General features: G+C 35.6%; 3 protein-coding genes and 2 pseudogenes. 3 read left to right on the top strand and 2 right to left on the bottom strand.

Features of this window, described 5'->3' with window-relative positions; translation table 11 throughout:
• The 3 genes and pseudogenes from EA365_01120 to EA365_01110 all read left to right on the top strand — a co-directional run.
• On the top strand, positions 1-280 hold a 280-nt coding region (locus EA365_01120; protein TVQ48734.1), incomplete at its 5' end, for a DUF1257 domain-containing protein.
• 175 nt (positions 281-455) lie between these two features.
• Entirely contained in the window at positions 456-668 is a 213-nt protein-coding gene (locus tag EA365_01115; protein ID TVQ48733.1) for a hypothetical protein, read from the top strand.
• A pseudogene (locus EA365_01110) lies at positions 655-928 on the top strand (type II toxin-antitoxin system RelE/ParE family toxin). The gene EA365_01115 and the pseudogene EA365_01110 overlap by 14 nt, the downstream one beginning before the upstream one ends.
• A gap of 11 nt (positions 929-939) precedes the next feature.
• Here the strand turns inward: EA365_01110 and EA365_01105 are convergent.
• Complete coding sequence (locus EA365_01105) at positions 940-2,490, bottom strand: Hsp70 family protein (GenBank protein ID TVQ48732.1); 1,551 nt, start codon at positions 2,488-2,490, stop codon at positions 940-942.
• Positions 2,487-2,879 (bottom strand): annotated as a pseudogene (locus EA365_01100) (molecular chaperone GrpE). The gene EA365_01105 and the pseudogene EA365_01100 overlap by 4 nt, the downstream one beginning before the upstream one ends.
• Between the last annotated feature and the right edge of the window lie 171 nt (positions 2,880-3,050).

Genomic DNA, 3,050 nt, shown 5'->3' with positions numbered 1-3,050 from the left:
TAATGTCAGAGGCTACCTAGGCAATAAAACCCAAGCAGAATATGTCATTAGACAAAATAATGGTTATGATCTCGGATTCCGTTGTCAAGGCGATAACTATGAATTAGTTGCCGATTTTTGGGGAGCTAAGATAAATCAAGAACAGTTCATGAATTCAATTCTCCAAAAATATGCTCATACGACATTATTAAGTCAAGTACAGGAGCAGGGGTTTGATATTGAAGAGGAAGAAGTTTTGGATGATGGAACAGTGCGGGTTTTAGTTGGAAAATGGGTTTAGAGAACCTTTTATCTGATCTATATTCACTGTGCCAAGACTCATTATGGAGAATAGTGCGATCGCTCATGTTGCTTTGTAGTGCGGGCAGCCCCATCGGGCTGTGCCTTCGGCATCGTCCGATGGTTTTTGAAGGCGATCGTCTATTATAATTTATAATACATTTGGAGACAACTAAATGCTAGAAATCAACAAAAACTATGTCTTAGACACTAATCAGAAACCGATTGCGGTTCAGATTCCTATTGCTGAATTTGAAAAAATCGAAGAAATTCTTGAAGATTATGGACTCGGAAAACTTATCGAAGAGGTTGAAAATGATGAAACTCTTTCTAAAGGAGAAGCCTTAAAGTATTTAGCCTCAATCAAAAATAACAATGTGGAAAATTGAATACACTAAAAGATTTTTAAAGGAATTAGCGGCTTTACCAAAAGAGGTACAATCTCGTATTGAATTAATCGTTTTTGCGCTTATTAGAAGCCAAGAATCCTTTTGAATTAGGGTATGTTAATAAAATGAAAGGCTATAAAGACAAGTATAAAATTAGAGTTGGAGATTATAGAATTGGCTTAACCATTGATAAAACCAATCAAACTATTATCTGTCAACGAGTAGCACATCGTAGAGAAATTTACCAAATATTTCCTTAAGGAGATCGTCTTTATTTTAATTTAGCAATTGCTACTCTATTGACTAATACTTTATTAGTAATAATATCCGTAACAGTAGCAATTAATACTCGTCCTTGGTCAACTTCAAATTCAACAGAAATTCGGTTTTCTCCTAACTTTCCAGGTGGCTCTAAATGGGCTACACAGACTAATTGAGAATTGTTTTCTAGAGAGCGAAAAGCAGTTTGCTTATAAAGCTGAGTACTTGTCATTTTGCCATCTGTATCAAAAGTGACTTCAGCTTGAGAGGTTTCGGCGACTTCTCCAATATCCAGATTAATTTCTGTTTGTCCATTTTGTGCTACTTGCAATAGTAAAGGTCGTTCTTTTTTGGCAGGATATTTAATTCCAGCATTAAATAAAGGATGATAGATATAGCATTTTTCCTGTGGTTCCCATAAGCGAATAGCATAACCATGACGTAGATAATCTTCTACTTGAACTAGTTGACTAAGTGCTAAAGCTCCATGTGCTATTGCTTCAAATGGTTTATTTAGCCTTACTCTATCTTGTCCGAAGTAGGAAACTATTAATTGTTGTACTGTGGGGATTAGACAGCTACCACCTACTAAAAGAACTTGCTCAATATCTGCCTTTTTTATTCCCTTGTTTCGAGCGATTTCTAATATTTCATCTAAGGCATCTCTTAATTGTTGTAGCATTTGACGAGATTCTAATATCTCTGCTAATTTCCCTCGCTCTAATACTAATTCATGAGCAATAAAGTTTTCATCATCAAACCAACTTTCTGCAGCTTGATTGGTTTGAGAAAGTTTAATTTTCAGCTTTTCTGCTATTTCCAAAAGATTTAACCAGCCAATTTCTTTTACTTCACTGCGTGAGGATTTAATCTGTTGTAAATATTCTTCAACTATCCAAGTATCAACATCTACTCCTCCAATATAAGCGTCTGACTTAGCTAACACTTCTGCCTGTAAAATATTATTATTAGCTGGTTTTGTCCGAACTAGACTTAAATCTAGAGTACCACCGCCAAAATCTACTACTAACACTAAAGAACCTATCTTCTGAACAGCATAACCAAGTGCTGCGGCTGTGGATTCATCTACTAATTGAACATTAGTTATTTTTAACTGTTCAGAAAAGTCTCTAAACCAGTCTAAATAACGCTCAAATGCTCCTACTGGAACGGTAAAAATGACTTGTGTTGGTTCAATTTGCTGTTGTGCTAAATGCTGCCAAATATTCTTTAAAAACAGTTCTGAGATGTCCTGGGCACTATAAGCTTTTCCATCAATTAAACGGGGAGGTGCTTGATAATCTGCTACTAAATTACGTTTAAATGATTGAAAATAACGTTCAGGTTGTGCTAATCCTTTTCTTTGAGATCTTATCTGTTCTCCAAAACTAAAAGTATTGTTATTTTCAACAAAAACTAAGGTGGGTACTGTAGAGACTCCCGTTCCTTCAAACTCACGAGAAATACCCTTAAACTTTAAGGTACGAGGTTTTTGACTAACTGGATCTAAAATACAGACTATTGTATTGCTTGTACCAAAATCGATAGCAACAGTTGTCAATTTGCACCCCCTGGAAGAGTACGACTCACTTTAGCAGGACAGATGATGCGTTCACCCTCTCGATAACCGATAAAACGGATATAGACCTTTTCTCCTACTGCAATATCACTAGAGTCCGCTTGATGGAGTTCAGGAGAATATTCTACCTGTTCCCATGCTTGACCAATAGGTTCATAATTCCAACTCTCTAAGAGGTTATCTAAAGGTGTAAACAGTGCAATGATGTTTTTTGCTGGTAATTCTGGTTTAACCTCTATCATTTGTCGCAAGCTAGGATAATTGGTTAATAGGGTTTGTAATTGGTTAAAGATAGATTCTCTAATTTCTTGGGTTAACTCACTTTTTTGTTGTTCTAATTGAGACTGCAACCTCTCACATTCTTTATGCAGAACTAGTAGATTATCATTTCCTGTTACTGGTAAAAGTCCTAATTTTGGCAGTAGTTCTTCTGGTTGCCAATTGAGAACGGTAGCTAATTTAGTTAACTGAGAAAAGTTAATTTTTTTAACTTCTCCTTGACGAATACGTTTTAAAGCTAAAGGTTCTAAACCAGATTTTTT

This window comes from Gloeocapsa sp. DLM2.Bin57 (genome assembly GCA_007693955.1).
Classification (GTDB): Bacteria; Cyanobacteriota; Cyanobacteriia; order Cyanobacteriales; family Gloeocapsaceae; genus Gloeocapsa.
This window is presented reverse-complemented; position numbering and strand designations above follow the sequence as displayed.